This is a genomic window from Saccharopolyspora sp. NPDC045941 (assembly GCF_056431445.1).
On the sequence record NZ_JBWKKU010000014.1, the window covers coordinates 20,857 to 38,224 of the forward strand.

12 protein-coding genes are annotated in these 17,368 nt (G+C 64.9%); 4 read left to right on the top strand and 8 right to left on the bottom strand.

Features of this window, described 5'->3' with window-relative positions:
* Positions 1-5: 5 nt before the first annotated feature.
* Positions 6-1,619, bottom strand: coding sequence for a CRISPR-associated endonuclease Cas4g/Cas1g (cas4g/cas1g, locus tag AC07FN_RS13545; RefSeq protein ID WP_478396011.1), 1,614 nt, complete (start codon positions 1,617-1,619; stop codon positions 6-8).
* Positions 1,620-2,239: 620 nt separating this feature from the next.
* Here cas4g/cas1g and AC07FN_RS13550 point away from each other — a divergent pair.
* Positions 2,240-2,458 carry a hypothetical protein gene (locus tag AC07FN_RS13550; RefSeq protein ID WP_478395886.1) on the top strand — a complete coding sequence of 73 codons (219 nt, stop codon included), beginning with the start codon at positions 2,240-2,242 and terminating at the stop codon, positions 2,456-2,458.
* Positions 2,455-3,945 carry a type I-G CRISPR-associated protein Csb2 gene (gene csb2 / locus AC07FN_RS13555; protein WP_478395887.1) on the top strand — a complete coding sequence of 497 codons (1,491 nt, stop codon included), beginning with the start codon at positions 2,455-2,457 and terminating at the stop codon, positions 3,943-3,945. Before AC07FN_RS13550 ends, csb2 begins: the two co-directional genes overlap by 4 nt.
* Before the next feature lie 1,170 nt (positions 3,946-5,115).
* Here csb2 and AC07FN_RS13560 read toward each other — a convergent pair.
* The 6 genes from AC07FN_RS13560 to AC07FN_RS13585 are packed head-to-tail and all read right to left on the bottom strand — an operon-like array spanning position 5,116 to position 12,022.
* Entirely contained in the window at positions 5,116-5,583 is a 468-nt protein-coding gene (locus AC07FN_RS13560; protein ID WP_478395888.1) for a hypothetical protein, read from the bottom strand.
* Positions 5,580-6,851 (bottom strand): RAMP superfamily CRISPR-associated protein, encoded by a 1,272-nt coding sequence (locus AC07FN_RS13565; protein ID WP_478395889.1) that lies wholly within the window; start codon positions 6,849-6,851, stop codon positions 5,580-5,582. The genes AC07FN_RS13560 and AC07FN_RS13565 overlap by 4 nt, the downstream gene beginning before the upstream one ends.
* Positions 6,848-8,065, bottom strand: coding sequence for a type III-B CRISPR module-associated Cmr3 family protein (locus AC07FN_RS13570; protein WP_478395890.1), 1,218 nt, complete (start codon positions 8,063-8,065; stop codon positions 6,848-6,850). The genes AC07FN_RS13565 and AC07FN_RS13570 overlap by 4 nt, the downstream gene beginning before the upstream one ends.
* Positions 8,062-8,637, bottom strand: a complete 576-nt coding sequence (locus AC07FN_RS13575) for an RAMP superfamily CRISPR-associated protein (RefSeq protein WP_478395891.1) — start codon at positions 8,635-8,637, stop codon at positions 8,062-8,064. The genes AC07FN_RS13570 and AC07FN_RS13575 overlap by 4 nt, the downstream gene beginning before the upstream one ends.
* Positions 8,622-10,016: a Cas10/Cmr2 second palm domain-containing protein gene (locus AC07FN_RS13580; protein ID WP_478395892.1), complete on the bottom strand. Its 1,395-nt coding sequence runs from the start codon at positions 10,014-10,016 to the stop codon at positions 8,622-8,624. The genes AC07FN_RS13575 and AC07FN_RS13580 overlap by 16 nt, the downstream gene beginning before the upstream one ends.
* On the bottom strand, positions 10,013-12,022 hold the full coding sequence (locus AC07FN_RS13585; RefSeq protein ID WP_478395893.1) for a TIGR03986 family type III CRISPR-associated RAMP protein: 2,010 nt from the start codon (positions 12,020-12,022) through the stop codon (positions 10,013-10,015). Before AC07FN_RS13585 ends, AC07FN_RS13580 begins: the two co-directional genes overlap by 4 nt.
* 101 nt (positions 12,023-12,123) lie before the next feature.
* Here AC07FN_RS13585 and AC07FN_RS13590 point away from each other — a divergent pair, with 101 nt between their 5' ends.
* The gene (locus AC07FN_RS13590) at positions 12,124-13,317 is read left to right on the top strand and encodes a hypothetical protein (protein ID WP_478395894.1); all 1,194 of its coding nucleotides are present in this window, start codon (positions 12,124-12,126) and stop codon (positions 13,315-13,317) included.
* Positions 13,318-13,559: 242 nt separating this feature from the next.
* Here the strand turns inward: AC07FN_RS13590 and AC07FN_RS13595 are convergent, their stop codons facing one another.
* Positions 13,560-15,245 carry a phosphorothioated DNA-binding restriction endonuclease family protein gene (locus tag AC07FN_RS13595; RefSeq protein ID WP_478395895.1) on the bottom strand — a complete coding sequence of 562 codons (1,686 nt, stop codon included), beginning with the start codon at positions 15,243-15,245 and terminating at the stop codon, positions 13,560-13,562.
* A 564-nt stretch (positions 15,246-15,809) separates the two neighbouring features.
* On the opposite strand from AC07FN_RS13595, the gene AC07FN_RS13600 reads away from it, so the two are divergent.
* Complete coding sequence (locus tag AC07FN_RS13600; RefSeq protein ID WP_478395896.1) at positions 15,810-17,060, top strand: recombinase family protein; 1,251 nt, start codon at positions 15,810-15,812, stop codon at positions 17,058-17,060.
* The last annotated feature ends 308 nt before the right edge of the window (positions 17,061-17,368 follow it).

The following is a 17,368-nucleotide window of genomic DNA, read 5'->3' on the forward strand; positions in this document are numbered from 1 at the left end:
ACGTGCTACCTGGTGGTCATGGGGTGGTACTGGGGGAGCTCGCCGGTGAGGGTGGCGGCGAGAACGCGGGCCTGGACGTCGAGAGTGCGCCGATAGCTGATTTGGTAGCCGAAGAGCGGGTGGGTGACTTTGGTGTCGAGGCGGCGTTCATAGGCGTGTAGGACGCAGCGACGCGCATCCGGGTTGAGTGCGACTCCACTGGCTCTGGTGGTGAAGTCCTTCGTCGTGATCTCGCGGTTGTTGAGGACGGTGAGGACGGTGAGGACGGTGAGGACGACCGAGTCTGCGATCAGTGGCCGGAACTCTTCGGCGAGGTCGAGTGCCAATGCCGGTCGATTGTGTCGGGTCCGGTGGTACAGCCCGAGGAAGGGGTCGAGTCCAACGCCTAGCACGGTGGCTGCGAGGTCTTTTGTGAGGAGCGCGTAAGCGAGGGAGAGCAGTGCGTTGACCGGGTCGCGAGGTGGTCGGCGGTTTCGCCCGGCTGCTGCGAAAGTTGCGGCCAACTCCGCTTGGTCGAGCAGTAGCGGGAAGGCGTCGAAATACAGGCGTGCTGCGGTGCCCTCCAACCCGAGCAGAGTCGAAAATGATGTGCAGGACTGGGCTCTGCGGCCCAAGTTCCGCAGGGTGTCTTTCGGCTCAGTCAGGTCGGGCCGAGCACGGCGTAGCAGAGTCCGGCAGTTGCGGATCTTTCCTGCGATCATCTCCGCAGCGATACCGAGTCCACCTTGCGCGTGCGCCAACGTCTGGCGTCGGCGAAGCTCGGCGTAGGAGGTCGGTGGCGAATACGCCCACCCCTTCAGCCAGCCGCCATACGTGAACCAGAAGATCGGCACGTTGCGGTCGAATAGCTCGTGCAACGCGTGGACGGAGATCTGGACGCGTCCGAAGACCGCAAGTTGGGAGACGTCGATCAGGCGGAAATCTGCCAGTGTTTCCTTGCTTCGGCGAACAACAAGCTCCCCGTGGTCGATCCCGACGCTACTGCCGGCTTGGGTTACGTACACGGGGCGGGTGTCGGGATCTCGCGGGAGAATCCGCCGCGGACGCTCTAGGTGCCGACCGGTGAGGAAGTTGGTCTCGTCTGGCAGGCAGATGCCGGCGAGCGAACACCGGGTGCACTTGGGGCTGTCGATCAGAGATGGAGGTGGTTGAACCTGATCACTCGTTTGCCTCGCATCCTGGATGACGGTGTGGGCCCAGGAGATGGCTTCATCGGTCAAAGGAACTGGAACCCGTCGCCGCGGTGTCGCGTAGTACACCTCCGCGTGGTCACACGGGTAGCCGTGTTCCCGGAGCAGCAGTGCTTGGATGATCGATTGGATGCGGTCCGACGGCCAGGGCTGGCCATCGGGCTGCGGTGCACCTTTCTTGACGTCCAATGGGACAACAGCGTCATCCTGCCCTTCAAGGACGTCGATGCGTGCGGTTATCCCAAGCCGTTCGGAACTCAACCACACCGACCGCGCATTTCTGAGATCCTCCACGCCGTCCGGTGGTGGTGCGCGGCCGTGTGCTTCATCAACGGTACGATGCGTTGCGCGGCCAATGACAGTGTCGTCGGAGTCCTCGAACCGGCCCTGGACCCACTCCAGATAGAACAGCCGAGGCAGTACACGAATTCATTGAGCATCCGCGCAGGCATGAGGTCCGGTTCCATGGCCTTCTCCTCCGGCCGAACCTGGCCCGCAGGGGCGTTACGTCTCTCAGGCGCCACAAGCGGAGCGCCCGGAATCGTCCGAGAAGCAAGTACCCAAACGGGTGTTGAGTCAGTGCGGTGCGCACGATGCGTAGTTGCCAGGAGGGCTGGAGCGCGTGCAATGGAGCCGAGCTCGGTGAAGCTCGGAGTGTCCGGCACTGCTGCGAAATGGTGTTGTCAAGGAACAAGGCCGACCGGCTGGCTTCTCCGTCGCCTACTGGCAACCCTGCAGCACCCGACGACGAGGAGGCTGATGTGCGGTTGTTGCCGTCAATGGAGGACCGGCGGGTGGGGCTGGTCGCGAGCGCATCGCCACTTCTGGGGGCAACAACGACGTCCAATCCGCAAGGAGCTTTGTCGAAGCTGTCAGGCCTCTGATCGTACAAGTCGATGCTGACTCGCTTACTGCCCAAGGGAGTTCCATGAGTGAAGCAAGCGCGATCTGGAACGTGAGGTTGGAGCCGGTGGTGGGAAGCCGATTCCAACCGACCGGCTTTCCCGATCTGCGAGCGGCCGAGTTCGATCCGCCCGACGGCGTGGGAGATGCGCAGTCTGCTGGATGCCCTGGTCGGCCTGCGCCTGCGGACGGGATGCGACCTCACGGCCGTCGACACGATCGACCTACCGGAACCGGACGAGCTGATCACCCGCATCGACAAGTTGATCGATGTCACCGCCGATGAACATGGTGGCGCTACCCTCGACGTCACCTGGAGCCCGAAGTCGGCCAAGAAACAGATGAAGAGGGACAAGAAGAAGTGACCGGCACGCCAACCCTTTCCGTCCGCTTCCCGATGGGGCGTTACCACGCCACTGCCTGGGACATTGCCAACGAAGGCCGGATCGAATGGCCGCCCTCACCGTGGCGGCTGCTGCAGGCACTGGTGGCGGTGTGGTCCCAGCGTGCTCCCGAAATCGACGCCGATGTGGTCTCGGGTCTACTGCAGATCCTTGCGAGCACGCCGCCGCGATATGCATTGCCGCACGCCCCTCAGAGGCACACCCGGCACTACATGCCCGGCGTCGACCTCGACGAGGGGGAACGGGAGAAGCGGTTTCTCGCGTCCGGCAACTTTCTGGCCTTGCCAAAGGAAACCCGCGCCGACGGTCCCGGGGCACTCCTGATCACCTGGGACGTAGATCTCGCCAATGACCAGACCAAGGCTCTGACGGCCCTCGCGCAGCGCATGCCGCATATCGGCCGCGCTGACTCGGTCTGTGTCGCCGAACTCCTCGACGCTCCGCCGGCGCGCGACACTTGGATCGTGCCAGACGAAGCGGGGCCACTGCGCGTCCTGGCACCCGCGCCGGACGTCACGCTCGCTCAGTTGGAGATCGACATCCGTGCCGTGAGCAAGGACCGCATGGTCACCCCGCCCGGTGCCCGTTGGATCGGCTACACCGCCCCAGCCGACCAGGCTGCGAGACCCGATCGGCCCGCGCGGCGCCGAGCTCGGCCGACCGCAGTGCGGTTCGCCCTCGACAGCCCCGTGCCCGTGCACAGCACCGACACCCTGCTGGTCACCGACACGGTCCGTCGTGCTTGTCTGAGCCAGTACGGGCGACGCAACCCCAATCCCGACGGCACTCGAGGGCAATGCGCGCCGCTGTCAGGCAAGGACGACAACGCCACCGTCAGCCACAACCAGCACCAACACGCCCACTACCTCGCCTTCGGCGGAGATCCCGAATCGCAGTACCTCGACACCGCGGTCATCTGGCTGCCTGCTGGTTTCGAGCCCGACGTCCTTCAAGCGGTCACCGCCTTGCGCCGCCTCTCAATCCATGCCGGCAGCAAGGCTGACATCAGGGTCGTGCTCGAGCATGTCGGCCATATCGACGATGCCGCACCCGAATGGGCCGCCACCGCGCAGAGCACCAGGTGGCGTACCTACACCCCGGTTTGCTTCCGTCGCCACCGCAAGAAGGAAACCATCGAAGAATTCGTCACCAGTGAACTCCGAAAAGAACTCGCCGCAGAGCTCCGCCTAGGAACCGACGATGTCATCACGCGAGTCGGCCCCATGACAGGTGGCGACGGTGCGACCTGGCCCGCTCAGCTCCCCGACACCTGGGCACGCCGATATCGGCGCCACCGACCAGGCCAAACCATGAACCAGCGCCTACCTGGTATCGGACTCACCCTCGACCTCGCACCGGAGGCATCGCAAAAGCTCGCCGAAATCCCGCGTCCGCTGGTCCTCGGTGCCCACCGCCACTTCGGCCTCGGCCTGTTCCAACCTGCGTGACAGAGACTGCTGAGAAGACGATGGTTCCGCGCCCGATCTGGCCGCCGCAATGGAGACCGACGCGGTGAGCCCTCACCGTCAAACTCCGGCAGATCATCGCCAGCGTCTGTGTGGCCGCAATGGGGACCGACGCGGTGAGTCGGTGGCACGGTGACCGAAGTCGAAAACGGTCGACGCAAGCTCAGGCCGCAATGGAGAGCTCGGTGGAGCCGGTGGCACGCCGACGACGGTCTGCCGTTGCCGTGGACACCGCAGTCGCAATGGAGACCGGCTCGGTGAGCCGGTAGCACGCCTGATCTGCTTCGTTGGCGCGTGCATCGCCGTGAAGCCGCAATGGAGACCGGCTCGGTGAGCCGGTAGCACGACGTGAAACTCTGACCCAGCGCCGCGCCCGCCTGCAGGCCGCAATGGAGACCGGCTCGGTGAGCCGGTAGCACCGGCTCGAACAAGGACGGGCTGTAGCAGCATAAGGACGCCGCAATGGAGACCGGCTCGGTGAGCCGGTAGCACCTGCCCGCAACGGGTAGCAAAAACGGGCGTTTTGTGGGTGCCGCAATGGGACCGGCTCGGTGAGCCGGTAGCACGCCCGGTAAAGACCGAATGTCTCGCATGGGCACTGGCCGCAATGGAGACCGGCTCGGTGAGCCGGTAGCACGACCATGACTGCTGAGCTGCGACAGGCGATCACCCTGGCCGCAATGGAGACCGGCTCGGTGAGCCGGTAACACCGGCGTCGCGCTGCGCATGAGCAAGCAGGCCGCCTGGGCCGCAATGGAGACCGGCTCGGTGAGCCGGTAGCACTCGAAGATGTCGCACTCGATGAGTGGCTCGCGATGATGCCGCAATGGAGACCGGCTCGGTGAGCCGGTAGCACGGCTGAGTGTAATCGGGAGCTGTGACGTGGGTTTTGTAGATCAAGGCGAGCGGTGCCCCGTTGTGGATCAATAGCGATCTCTCCGATGCTGTCAGATGCTGCTACAGGGCTCTGAACTGCGGTTTTGTGGCGCGAGCAGTTACACGTGGGAGTGCTCGCGCTGGACCGCTCGCAGTTGGATGGCCCAAGGGCCGGTGCGAGGAGGCGGCGTCGTTGCTTGATCCGATTGATATCGGCGTGTCTGGGGAACACGTGCGTCGGAGGCGGCGCCGCGAGCGGATCTGACGGGGATTTGGCTAGGTCGTGGCGAGTGAGCGGAGCTCGTCTGGAAGGGAGTCTGCTTTCCCGATGAATGGTGTCGTGGCGGATCGTTGAGGGAGTAGTTGGACGGTGTCGGTGGTTCCGAGGACGCTCTCGGAGCCGCGGTATTGGCCGATGCGGCCGCTCTTGGAAGGCCAGTGCAGTACGGGGAGAATGTCGACCTCTCCGATCGTCTGGGTGACCCACCTGTCGGCCGTTGTGAGTGGTTCGGTTGTGAGGAGGGCGGCCCACCAGTGCGGTGTGTCGAGGCGGGCGCGGAGCCATTGCCCGGTTGTCCATGCCCAGAGGTGTGTGGTGTTCGGGGGCTCGGTGGGCATGGTTTCGAGGTGGAAGCCGTTGTTGTCCGCCCAGGCAGCCGCCCAGCCTTCGGCGTGTTGGTAGAGCTGTGACCAAGCGTTGTTGTGGCGTTGGCGGCTGCCGTGCAGAGTCCAGTTGACGCTCATGCTGTTGCTTCCGTGACGAGGAGCCTGGCCAGGTTTTTGAGGTTCTCGGGGCGTTTCCAGCCAGAGCTCTTGACGCGGACAGTTCCGAGGCCGGCGGTTGAGCGGGCACCGATCCCGATGAGTCCGTCGTCGAGATCGGTGACGATTGCTTCGAGGAGGAGAAGCTCGGCGGGGCTGAGCTTCGACTTCGGTAGAAGTGGGTCGATGCGGAGCTGGAAGGACCCACTGGTGATGACTTCGTCGGTGTAGAGCAGCCCTTCCGCGTAGCCGCCGGTGAATCTGTCGAGGGCAACGTGTTGGCGCAGTTCGAGTACCGGGTCGATGATGGTGGCGTCGTGGATGGCGATCTTCGCGCGTTGCGCTGTGCGTTCCGTCCCGGTGTAACCGAACAGCTTGCATGGTGTGCACTCGCCGCAGGTTTGGTTCTTACAGGCTGGAGCCCCGACGGTGCGGCAGATGTATTCGGCTCGGGAGCGGAGGATGCCTTTGAGTGTCGAGCTGGGCACGACATAGTTGTCGCCGCTGCGTAGGACCATGTTGATGTCAGGACCCGAGGGGTCGATCTTGTCGGACTCGCCGGTGCCGATGTGGATGCCGTCGACGATTTCTAGGTCGACTTGCAGCAGTGTTTCGGGGCGCGGCGTCTGCTCTGTGGATTGTTCCGGTTCGGGGTAGTCGTCGGTGGAGGTGATTGCGAGCCAGGCGAGCAGGTCGTCTGGAGCGGCGAGGTCGTAGATCTGGTGACCGAGTCCGGTGACTGTGCAGAATCCGGCGCCGATGCTGCCGCCGCGGCCGAGTTGCGGGCGCCAGGCGCGTAGCGCTTCGATGAAAGCCCGGTAGCGTTCGTCGGGGTTGTCCCAGCGCAGGACGACGTCGAATTCTGTTCCTGCGGGCAGCATTTCGACCGTGTGGAGCTTGTGGTTGTCCGCGCTGCCGCGCTCCCGGTTGATGGCGGTCCGTCGGCGGAAGTCGGTGTGCCCGTCACCGCGGTAGATCGTGCCGAGCACCTGCACGGGGGAGGCCGTGCGCTGCTTCGATTTCAGCTGGCCTCCGAAGAGGCCGGGGCGCTGCTCGGTCGGTTTGAGGGCTTCATGCGTGGCAGAGTAGGCCCGGAGGCTTCCGGCGACGGTCGTTCCGGGAAGATGGGGTTTCCCGGCAGTGTCGGTGCGCAGCAGCAGGGTTTGCTCTGGTGTTTCCAACGCTTCGGGCGCGGTAACGCCGCCGGCGGTGTCCATGCGTAGCCGGAGCCTGATCAGTGCGCTCTTCATCCCTGCTCCAGGAAATCCAGGAGTTTCTCGTACAGGTCGGCGTCGGTGATGTCGAGCATCGTCCGGAACGCCTGAACGTAGTTGTCAGGCGCATCGTGCATGTTCTCCAACGCACGGTGGAAGACAGCATCGTCGACGTTGCCTCTGCGCAGGCCGTCGAGGCGCTTGCGGAATGCAGGCAGCAGTTGCGGGCGCTGTCGAAGCGGCGCAACGGCGCCAGTCCAGCTGCGGAACGCGCGGGGTGCTTCGGTGCGGAAGAGGGCGCCGAAGCCTTCCCGGCGCCGCAGCCCGATTCCGCGGGCCATCAGAGTGCGCAGAGCGGTTTCTGATGGTCGCTCAGCACAGCGCACTCGGTAGGTGGAGCCGGCGGACACCGCCCTCTCGGCTGATTTGGGCAGGCCGCTGGCAGCGTGCCAGCCGCCCACCTCGTCCCACCGGGCCCAAGGTGACTTGATTTCGATAGCTTCCACTCCGAGAACGTCGGAGAGCTCGGCGAGGTGCGGAACCCGGTTCGGCAAACCGAAGTCGTCGACGAACACCGCGGGTGAAACCAGCCGCAGGATGATGTCGTTGCCGATGCATTCAACAGGCTCCGGGACGGCTTCGTGATCGAGCTCAACCGTCGCGCTACCGCGCAGGCTTCGGCGCGAGCCCAGCAGGAGCGAGGTGATGAGCGTGTCGTTCAGTTTCAGTGCATCGGCGGCTTTACCGTAGAGCCATCCGTGCATGCGTTGGTCTTGACGCAGTGCCTTCTGGGTGAACAGACTGCCGTCCTTGGCCACTCCGTCGGCGGACAAGGCGGTCATGGTGCGCGTCGTGAAATCCACCGACCCGCGAGGCTGTCCTTTGCTGAATTCGAGCGGATACCCGCAATCAGGGCAGTCCTCGGCGATCTCGCCGAGTGCGGCGTCCCACCACAGCTTCCGGCAGTGCCGCGTCGGCTCGTACTTGTGGACCTGCACGGACAGCGGGATCGGTTGGCTTGCAAGGGTGTGCAGCGGACCGAAGCTGCCTTCGCCGTCGAAGATCCCCGCGAACTCCGGTGTGGTGGCGGTCTCGCTGCCCAGCTGCCGAATCCAGATCGCTGCGACAGCGCCGCGGAGGACGGAACCCGGGATGTGGTTGTGGATGTCCAGCCGGAAGTCTGACCGCGCGTTCTTGGTCGCTGCGACAGTCTCGGTCAAGGTGACGGTGACTCGCGCGTGTTGGTTCATGCTGACCTCAGTTTGAGGAACTCGTCGATGGCGGCGCGATCGAAGGAGACATTGGTGCAGGTGATGGTGACCCAGCCCAGCCCGCGACGCCGGTTCGCGCCCAGGGACCTGGTGGCTTGACCTGCAATGGCGAGCACCAGGCGATGTGTGCGCAGCGTGTCCTCGTCCAGCGGGTACCGCTGGGTGACCGTGAAGCTCGCGCGCGTGGCGCTGGTTTGCTCACTGATCCCCAGCATGTCCTGAGCTGCGGTGTGCGTGTCTGCGTCGATCGCCAGTCGTGCGGCAGGCTTTGGGGTGTGCCAACTGGATTCGTCGGGTGTGGCGTGGCCCCATCGCCACGGTGTCTCGTGTTTGCCTGAGCCGAAGACCTGCTTCACGACTGACGATTCCTCGCCGAGCAGCTGGGTGGCGGTGGCGCGCATGACACCCTTGAGGCTGGTGTTGGGCAGCGGGCTGTCCATGTCGATGGCTGAGTCAAGCCCCGCGCGGGCATAACCGGTGGACACCCGGAACGGTCCGTTGAACGTGATATCGAAATCCACTGTAGACATTGAGATCATGCTGTTCTCCACCAACGAACCATGCCCAGGGCATCGGTGAGCTTTAGAGGGCCGGATGTGACGCGCTGCACGATGTCGTCCACCTTCACCCGCGCGGCGTACTCGCGGAGCCGCTTGACATCACCCTCCCGTGCCAATCCGGCCAGGTTGGCGAGCCTGGACGCGCTGCACCCGGCCAGCGCTTTCAGTACAGGCCAGGAGGTCTGCAACGTGTCCAAGCGGAGGCTTTCGCGGTCACGCAACCGCTGGGGGCCGTCATGTGTGATGTCCTGCCAGGCCAACGCCGCTGCTTCTCCCCGGTAGTGCTTTTTGGCGGACTTGAGGAGCTCAGCGGCCAGGTCGGCTGCTTCCGACAGCGGGCTCTGCCGGTGGTGGAAGACCACCGCAGAGGAGATCGTCGGTGCTGCGATCTGCGGCAAGCCGGCGTCGGCAAGGCTCTGCGCCAAGTAGACGGTGAATTGGCTCTGCATGGTGCGCACGAACTCCCACGCGCGGTGTGCGGGAAGGCTGACGAGAACGTCGTCGCCTCCAACCAGGTGTGCGATGACGGGCAACGTCGCGGCGTCCGGATGGGTGATGGTGTCGAGGGTGTCGAGCAGCGCAGACCAGGTCGCGTGCTCGATGGCCGCGGGCAGGTTGAACCCGGCTCCCCGGCCTTTGGCCAGGGCCTTGCTGATGTTCTTCCGCAGGGTTCCGATTGCGTTGCCGTCGGCGTGAATGGTCGCCAGGTGGGTGTTGTCGTGCGCCTCACCGAGCTTGGAGAGGGCTTCGACAGTGTCCGGCACGGCCATCGGGCGCCCCGGATGCCTCTTTTCCCACTGCTCCAGCAGGTCACGCTCGGTACCAGGGGCGAGGTCCTCGCGGCTGCTGGTGGCGTATCCGGCGTGTTCCTCGCGAAGCTGACAGTCCAGGCAGAGCGACCGGAGCTTCCGATCATCACTCGCGCCGACGACCAGCTGCTTGCTGGCGGGCCAGTTGAGGCACCAGTCGCAGAGCTTGCCCGGCGGCCATTCGGAAACCATCGGCGGCCACTCGTGTTCGGCCTGGATCGGCCCGGTTTGGGCCCCGAGCCACGTTGCGCCGCTCCGGTGCGTTGTGCGCAGTGCTGCCGCGGGCAACCGCTGTCGAAGTCCGCGGATGACGTGCTCTTCGACCCGGCTGATGACGTCGGTGTCGTCGGTGTGCAGCCGCAGTGGGATCACACCGTCGATGTGTCCTGCCTCTGTGCAGCGTTCCGCAACTTCTTCCCAGCCGGCCAACAGGCGCGCGACCTCGTCCGGGTCGGTGGCTTTGCGGATCATCGCGGATGCACCGCGGCGCCCGCGCAGCTGCGGCGCCCGGGTCAGCCACGACTGGATGCGCACCACCGCAACGTCCAGATAGGTGGTCACGAACGCTTGCCCTTCTTGTTGTCGTCGAGCGGGTGCCGATGCTGCTGCGGCAGTGGCACGGCCTCGTCCTTCGGGACGATGTCCATCGACTGGTCGTCCTCGGACGGCTCCGGCAGCGGCGTCAGCGGGAAGCCCATACGCCGGTTGGACTTCTTGTCGCGGGCCATTTCCGTCCCGCTGGTCTGCTGCCAGAAGCTGTAGCCGTCGTCGAACTCCTTGCTGCCACGGTGCTTCCAACCCGCGCCCGGTGGATACCAGACCCTGTTCGGATCGACCGTGTTCGGGGAAAGGATTTTCGCCACCAGCGGCCACTGTTTCCTGACTGCCGGCAACTCGGTCTGAACCCAGGCCTGGAACGAGGCGATGTACCCGTCGATATCCAGCGGGACGAGGTCTCCACCTGCGCCGTAGCGGTCACCGGAACGCCAAATCGTGCTGTGCTCGGCGTCGACCGACACTGTGCATGAGCCATATCCGAGAGGTCGACCGCCACCAATGTGCTGCCACACGCGCTGGCCGAACAGGCTACCGGGCTGTAGCACCGCCAAGAGCCCACCGAGCTGGATCTCGTCGAGATCGGTGAAGGTGATGGTCGTGGTGAACTGGGTTCCGTGCGGAAATACGACGGCCTTGCTGGTCATCGCGCTTTCGAGCTGATGCTGCCGCGCTTGCCCACGCGCCGGTAGCGGGGCGGCGCCGAGTGGCGTGTGCCAGTAGTACTTGCGGCCCCGCAGCCGCCGAGGCTGACGGTCCTTGTCGGCGACCGAACCCCACTCCCGCAGCGGCCGAGAGCTGGCGTTCCCGCGCGTGTTCGAGTCATTGACGAGGTAGAACTGACCAGCACCGGGGCGGGGACGGCCCATCGGCGGCAAGGTCACGTCCCGGCCCGAAACGTCGATCGCCAGAGCGTCACCGAAGCGCACGTGCCCCCGATAGGAGTGCTGCTCGGCGTGGTCGCCGTCGCGGCCGCTGGTGTCGGCGGAGCCGAACACCTGGCAGCTCGGACACAGCTGCCGTTCGTCTTCGCACGGCAACAGCTCACGATCGATGCGTTCCTCGGCCAGGTAGTCACCGCTGTGCCGCCAGATCATCGCGTGCCAGAGTGCGATGATCTGATCGCCCTGCATGCGGACCCACACCGGTTGCCCCGGGTGCAGCCGGTTGCCCACCAGCCACCGACGCCCCACGGCCAGTGTGGTTTCCGGCTCGCCTTGGGGCTTGTAAGCGAAGGTGACAGAAGCGTAGCGCTCGGTTTCGTCGCGGTCCCTGACGCGCCTGGTCCGAAGGTCGTCGGCACCCTCCAGTGCGGTGACATACGACCGCCACACGTCGCCGGGCACTTCGACGGTCCTGGGTTCCGGCGGCAATCTTCGAATGTGCGCTCGGTAGGGACTTTTCGGCTCACGAGCGTTGGCGTCGGTGATGAAGACGACCCACTCGCCGTCCTCGCTGCGGGTCGCGCCGGTCGGCTTCCCTGATTCAGCATCAAAGCTCACCTTCAGCCGGTCACCCGAGGTGAGTGGATTGTCCTCGCTGTGCAGACGGAGGAGATCCTTCTGGTGCAGCCGCAGTTTCCGCGGCTCACCGTCCTCGCACAGCATCAACACTGGCGGCGAGGTCTCGTCATCATGGTGCTTGACGACGGCCATCCGAACGTTGCCGATGTCCGACGGCTTGGCCGAATCCCGATATCCCGGCACGAAGTCGTTGTTGAACACGCGCAGGCACCCACCCACCAGCGTCTCGTGCAACGACCGCAGGGCGCCCTTGAGTGAGGACCCCGGAATCATCGGTGTGCCATCCGGGCGGCGCGGGAGCTGCGGCGGTGTGCCGTCCCGCTGTGCCGTGATGCCTCGGATCAGCAACGGCGTCTCGGCATTGATAGTCACCGTCAGCCGTCCCGACAGCAGGTCACCACGCCCGAGATGCCCATGCGGGGCACTCCGGTGCGGCGCCGAATCGGGAAATGGCACGAACGTATAGGGGTTGACGAAGCTTTCGGCCACGCACTGCCTCCCAGATGGCCTTCAACGACTCCATGATCACCATAGCGGTGATCGGATGCGGTAGGTTACCGGATGCGCACAGATCGTGAGAGGGAGTTCTAGTGAAAACGTTGCGCCGCCTCGTGCCGAGCCGCGGCCAAATGCCCGTCGTCGTCGCAAATGCGCTAGTCGTGATCTTCGCAGCAATCATCACCGCTGCGCTGGCCCTGGTCGTTGAGGACCTGGTCCCGAAGCAGCCTGAGGACGGGCTGGTTGTTCCGTTGCGAGCGGTGCTGCTACTGGCGGCTGTGGTGACCATTCTGGTGGTGCTGGGCGGGAGGACGATCGTGCATAGCAAGAAAGGCACCTTGTTCTACGTGCAGATCCTCGACGAATCGATGGCGAATCTGCACGACGAACCCCTCCAGGCCGCCCGAGACCGACGTATGTCGATGCGTTCGGTGACCCGATGGGTCGACCTGGCCAGCCGACGGCGTGGCGGTGTGATCGACCTGGTCGAACCGTGCAACGAGGTCGGCCGTGCACTGGAAGAGGCCATCGACACCGACCGCGACGACACCGGCTACACCGTTGCCCCGAACATGCTCTGGCCAATGTCGCTGGCCGTCGGCGCACATCTGTCGCATCCCGACAGCCTCAAGCTGCTCGAATTCCCGCCGACAGAGCAGCGCACGCCGGGCTCCGAGACCACGGCAGACAAGGCGGCTTCCCCGCGGCAAACCACAAGCAGGCGGGATATGGAGATCGAGTTCCAGCTTGGCGGCGCTGCAGCGGCCAAGCTCCGCCAGGAGCATTGCGAGATTTCGCAGCCCCAGGGCGATCGGGTTGGCGTCTGGCTGGCGTTGTCCGAGGCCGCGAAGCACTGCTCGGTGGAGAAGTTCGCCGACTTCGGAGTGAGCACCGTGCATGTCATCACCTACGACGGCAAATTCCCCGGCCGTGACGGTTGGGAACCGAAGTTCAACACGGGAGACCTCGAGTCCTTCGGGCCTGAGGTGGCCCAGATGCTGAAGACGATCAAGACCGAGGCCGCAGGGCGGGAACTGGTGGTCATGGCGATGATTCCCAAGACGACTGCACTCGCAGTCGGCTGGCGCCTTTCTCGCATCGGGCGCTTCTCCTTCTTCGCCGGTACGCACCTGATGCACTATGACGATTCCGAGCGCCGCTACATCCCGATGCGGGTGCGCGAGTCCCAGCCAACCGCGCCACCCGCGGCCACCGCGCCGGTTATTAGCAGCAACGGGCACAAGAAGGAGGTGACCGGGGCCGGCGACGATCCGGATCACCCATGATCTCACCAGGCACCCCAGATCTACCCTGCACGACTGCACGGTGCCGCCTGCGCCCTGCTGGAAAACCGACAGCGACCACTACCAGCAATACAAACCGGCTTGAAGCAGCGCGACACGGTCACCGGCGAGGACTCCGAGCGTCGGGTTCGGCGGCGCCCTTCGCCTCCCCGGAGCCTCGGTCTGGGAGGCGCGGTTCCGGGGGCAGCCGAAGATGCGGCGGCTGTAGCGGTCTGGGCTGTGGGTCAGTTGCTGGTGCCGCGGAAGATGGTGGTGCGGTGCCAGGCGAAGTAGGGTTCGGATTCTGGTCGGTGGGCGGTGCAGTGTCGTCCTTCGAGGTGCAGGAGCTGGTTTCGGAACCTGCCCTCGGGTGCGGTGTTTGGCGGGGCGGTTTGTATGTGTCCGTTGGGGTTGACGGTGATCCAGCCGGATTCGTAGAGGGCGTCGCAGCCGAAGCTGCATGCCAGCATCGCTACGTGACGCAGGTCTCGGCGTTCGGCGTCGTTGCACACCGCTCGTTTTTTGATGTGTGCGGCGACGAGGAACGACATGAGGTATTGGTGTCCGCAGAGCGCGCATTCCGCTGCGTCACGGTCTCCTGCAAGCAAGCTGCGCAGTTGTGCCTGTTCTGTTCGGACCTTGACCTGGGCGATGGTGTCCAGGTCGCCGAAATGCAGATCCTTGGCTACTTGGGTGCGTGTCGGGGCGTGCAGTGTCACCGTGGTCGGATTCTGGGTGAACCGCGTACCGGGCAGCGTGGCTAGGACGGCGCCGATGAAGGAGCTGCGGTGGCCCAGTTCGTCGATGTGTACTCGAACTGATCGATGGGTGGCGAGCAGGTCGAGGCCGTTCTGGACTTCGCTGATCCCGACGGGTTGTCCGGATGGTGAACGGTCGGTGCGTACCAGTGCCGTGTCCTCGTGTACGGCGAGGACGGTGTTCGGTTTCCCGGTTGCGGTTCGGATCTGCTCTCCGATGAGCGCTTGCAGCAGGGTTCGTGCATCGGGCAAGGCGATATGTGTGCCGCCGAGCCCGACCTGGTTCAGGAGCGCCTGGTGGTCAGTGATGCCGGGCAGATGCTGTTCTAGCAGCAGGTTGACGACGTCTGCCCTGGTGGTGTCATCGCGTAGGAGTTCGGCGGCCTGGTGGGTCAGTCCGGCGACTGCGGTGACGTCGTCGGTGGTCGGGACATCGGTGAGTCCGTGTACTTCCCACAACTGTGGGCTGGTGCGGAGGTGCCAGAACGGGTACTGGGGAGTGGTTTTGGAGTGCTCGAGGCCGAACTCGCTGAGTAGGGCGCCGACCTCGTCCCGGAACTCGGGCCAGGGCGCCAGCCGGGTCCTGCCGTTGGCTATGCGGCCGATCGTCCACAGTAGTGCCAAGGGTTTGTGCGGGCTCGGCCGTCCCTCGTGCCGGTGCAGGCTGAACTTCTTCACCGCTGAAAGTAGTTCGCCGTGATCGAGGGGCTTGGCCGTCGGCAAGTCGTGGGCGTCTTGTCCTGGTGGGGCTGCGAGATCTGTAGCCAGTCGGGTCGCGTCACCGGGGCCGTAGCCGGGTACTGCGAGCCGGAGCTGGACCCGTTTGCGGTTGTTGCCCTCTTTCGTTGCGCCCTCGAGTAGTCCGACGCGTCCTTGGGCGCTGGTGAGGTCCAGTCGCAGGCGGTCGATGTCGTCGACCGTGCCGAGATCCAACGGCCCGTTCACGAGGGAACGTTCATTCTCGGGGAGGCCGGCCACCCGTTTGGAGGCGACCGCGGCGGAGAGCAGCACAGCGTGCCGATCGCGGAGCCTGGTCAACAGCAGTGCCAGCACGGGAACGTACTGATCATTGCGCGGCCGTCCGTTGCCCGCGGTTCTACCTCCCGCGCTCTCCAGCACCAAGTTAAGGTGGACCCCATCGGTTTCCACGTCGAACTCGGCGTTCAGCTCCACACCGTCGTCACCTCGCGCACGCACACCAGAAGAGTCGCACACGTCACCGACAGCTCTCGGGGCCTGCAAGGGGAACTGGGCCGCCTGTGGTGGCCCCGCTCTCGCGGATGGTTGCTTGGAGCGGGCATGGCCAATTGATCGCAGCCGGGCACGTGGCCTTGGCGGGTGCGTGGGGCGAACCTGTCAGGAGATCGAAATGGCAGTCGGCAGGGTGAAGTTGATCCTCAGCCTGGGCAGGACCTTCCAGGAGCATCGTCGGTATTCGCTCGTTGTCATGCGGCCATTCGGGTCATGTTGTGAGGTGCTGCGTCATCGGAGTTGAGTGGCTGCGTTCCACCTCCGACCGTGGGATGACCTTTGATATAGGGGTGCGGTGTGGCCGGAGTTGCTGAAGCGAATGTGATCGGCTCAGGCTTGATCAAGGAGATGGCCGAGCGGCGGAATGGTAGGCCGAGGTGCAGCGATGAACGTCGCAGTGGGCGGGGCTTGCGATTTGCGTTTTATGGGCGGATGTCGACGACGGAGTTTCAGGATTCTGGGACGTCGTCGGGGTGGCAGCGGGAGGTGGCGGAGGAGACGATCGGCGGACGTAGGGTGATCGTGGCGGAATATTTCGATGCGGGTTGTTCGCGCCGGTTGTCCTGGTGGAAGCGGCCTTGTGCAGAGGCGCTATTGGCCGCGGTGCGGAGTCCTGATCGCGCGTTCGATGCAGCGGTCGTGGGGGAATATGAGCGGGCGTTTTACGGGGATCAGTTCCAGACCGTGATGACGTTCCTTCGCGAACACGGGGTCGAGGTCTGGTTGCCGGAGGTGGGTGGTCCGGTTGATCTGGAGGATCCGGCGCATCGGGCGTTGATGGTGTTGTTGGGGTCGCAGTCGCGGCGGGAGGTGGTGCGGGCGCGGCATCGGGTGGTGGCGGCGATGCGGGCGCAGGTGTGTGTGGAGGGGCGATTTCTGGGTGGTCGGCCGCCGTACGGGTATCGGTTGGTGGATGCTGGGGCGCATCCGAATCGGGCGCATGCGCGGTGGGGCCGGAGGGTGCACAGGTTGGAGCCTGACCCGGCGACGGCGCCGTGGGTGCGGTGGATCTTTGAACAGCGCGCCGCGGGGCGCAGTGTGGCGGGGATCGCGCGCGAGTTGAACGGGAGTGGTGTGCCGTGCCCTGCTAGTGCCGATCGGGCGCGGAATCCACATCGCTCTGGGCAGGCGTGGATTATGCGGACGGTGGCAGGGATCTTGGAGAACCCGCGCTACACAGGCCGGCAGGTGTGGAACCGGCACAGCACCGTCCACGGAGCTGGGCGTGCTCGACGCGCCGGCGGTACGGGGCGGCGGGCGGATGTGCAGGAGTGGGCGGTGTCGGAGAAGCTTGCGCATCCCGCGTTGGTTGATGAAGCGACGTTTCTGGCGGTCCAGGGGATGAGGGCGGCGCGGAAGACTCGGGATGGTGGAACCCGGACCTATGTACTGGCGGGATTGGTCGTGTGCGGTGCGTGTGAGTGGCGGTTGGACTCGCACTGGGTGAACAACCGGCCGGGCTACCGGTGCCGGCATGGTCACACCAGCGCACACAACCGGCCACCGGAGTTCGTGAAGAACATCTACGTCAGGGAAGACCGCCTACTCAATGGCCTCCGAAGCCAGCTGGCCGATGTCGTCGGCGGTGCGGACACGGCCCTGGTTGACTACCTTCGGTCCAATGGGCTGGTGATCGTGTATGTCGGACCGGGCTGGTCGCTCGAGGAAGCTCTGCCAGCACCAGTCTCAAGAACGCTCGGGTTCGGCGGCACGCAGCTGTTGCTGCCGATAAGCTGATCGAGCTCGACTAGCTGGCCTCGCACGGGCCATGATCGATCCGAAGTCCATGACTTCATGGGGTAATTGAGTGTCCGAGACTTGAACCCCTGCCAGTGGGAGGAATCCCCGAACCGGGGATTCAACTCCATGACGGCGATGCTAGCGCGGTCGGAATCCCGCTGTCCAAAGATCCAGGTTGGTTTGCTGATATTTGGCCCGATCGGTTTCAGCCGCTGTGTGCGTTCGTGCTCCCCGGCGGGGACGTGAGTTTCCCAGTGTGGCGCGGTCGTGTCTCGGCGCGCTGCGGAACCGCGCGGCTTACGCTG